Raw genomic sequence first — 1802 nt, forward strand, 5'->3', positions numbered from 1 at the left:
CCCGTCCCGTGGCCCAGGCCCGGCCCGCCGCCCGGGCGCAGCAGCCGCTGCCCCCCTCCGGCGACCAGTCCTTTGAGGACAAGCTGAAGCAGTTCCTCTCCTCCTCTGAGGGGAAGATGGCCGACCTGAACCGCAGCCTGGACGGGCGGCGGGGCGGCGGCCGGCGGCGCAGATAACACCAGGGCGCGCGGCAATGCCGCGCGCCTTTTTCATGTCCGCCGGATAAAAAAGGGCCGCCCAGCGGTTTCACGCTGCGCGGCCCAAGCGGGTGGGATATTGGAAAGCTTCCGGGATTATCATACACCCGCCCTGCATCCCTTGTAAATAGGAGCTTTTGTCGGATCGGCTCCTCTTTTGTCGGATCGCTGCGGGCTCTGAACAATTTGTGAATTTCACCGGCTCGCCCCTTTTCAAATGGAAAGATTTGTGCTATATTAATAAAAAGGGGAGAGATCCCCGATCTCTCCCACACGAAAGGAGCGATCCCTATGAAGTATACCTTTGCCTGCAAGAGAGTCCCGCTGAATGATTCCATCAAGGAATATGCCCAGAAGAAGATCTCCAAGCTGGAGCGCTACTTCCGGGAGGAGGATACCACCGCGTTTGTCACTTTCTCTGTGGAGAAGGACCATCTGTGCTCGGTGGAGATCACGATCCGCGGCGGCGCCACGTTGCTGCGGGCACAGACGGAGGCTCCTGACGGAGATATGCGCGGCGCCATTGACGCCGCTGTGGGATATATCGAGCGGCAGATTCTGAAGAACAAGACCCGCCTGGCCAAGCGCCTGCGGACTGAGGGCTTCCCCCCGCCCGCCCCGGCGGACGACTTTGAGGTGGCTGAGGAGAAGGAGTTCCCCATCGTCCGTACCAAGCGCTTCTCCGTGAAGCCCATGAGTCCGGAGGAGGCCATCCTGCAGATGAACCTGCTGGACCACAGCTTTTTCGTGTTCCGCAGCAGTGAGGATGACGGCCTATCTATCGTCTACCGCCGGAAAAACGGCGGATACGGCCTGATCGTCACGGATGAAGAGGAGTGACCCGTACCTGGCAGACAGGGCGGAGCCGCGTCAGCGGCTCCGCCCTTTTTCGCTCCGCCCCGGAGATGGCGCGCAATGCCTCTTGTCCTTTTCGGCATCTTCTGCTATACTGATACCGGCAAATCCCCGCTATGGGTCAAAATACGAGGAAAGAAAGAACAATTTGATGAAGATGATTTTTTTGGTGGACGGCGACAACAACATTGGCACCGGGCTCCAGGGTATCGACCTGCTGACTGCCGAGGACACCGTCCTGGTCTTTTTCGGCAAGGGGCAGACCCTGGCCAACGTGAAAAAGCTGTGCGCCGGCACAAAGGCCCAGGTGCAGTATCTGGAGAGCGTGAAGGGAGGCAAGAACTCCCTGGACTTCCAGATCATCACGGAGCTGGGCGTCCTGGTGGGCAGAGGAGAGGCGGATTTCGCCTATGTCATCAGCCAGGACAAGGGCTATGAGGCCGCCATGAGCGCCCTCCACGCACGATACGCCTCCACGTTCCGGGAGGTGGCTCTGCGCCCCTCCATTCAGGACTGTCTCCAGGCGGCGTTTCTGCTGCGGGCAGGCACTCGGGAGGAGCTGGCCGCCGCCCTGGCCCGGCAGTACGGCCCCGTGCAGGGTCAGCTGGCCTATGAGCATCTGGAGGCCCTGCTCACCCCGCCTCCGGTCCAGGAGGCGGCGGCCCCCTCCCCCGCGCCGGAAAACAAGGCGGCGTCCAAGCCCGGAAAGCGGCGCAGCCGCGCGGCGGCGAAGCCGGCGGAGACCGCCGA

2 protein-coding genes are annotated in these 1802 nt (G+C 62.0%); both read left to right on the plus strand.

What is annotated here, in order from left to right:
- The first annotated feature begins 488 nt into the window (after positions 1 to 488).
- Complete coding sequence (raiA, locus tag HMPREF1546_RS03465) at positions 489 to 1037, plus strand: ribosome-associated translation inhibitor RaiA (protein ID WP_021750069.1); 549 nt, start codon at positions 489 to 491, stop codon at positions 1035 to 1037.
- 166 nt (positions 1038 to 1203) lie between these two features.
- The coding region (locus HMPREF1546_RS03470) for a PIN domain-containing protein (RefSeq protein ID WP_036636509.1) at positions 1204 to 1802 on the plus strand (599 nt) is incomplete at its 3' end.

Origin of the sequence: Oscillibacter sp. KLE 1745 (assembly GCF_000469445.2) — a bacterium.
Classification (GTDB): domain Bacteria; phylum Bacillota; class Clostridia; order Oscillospirales; family Oscillospiraceae; genus Oscillibacter; species Oscillibacter welbionis.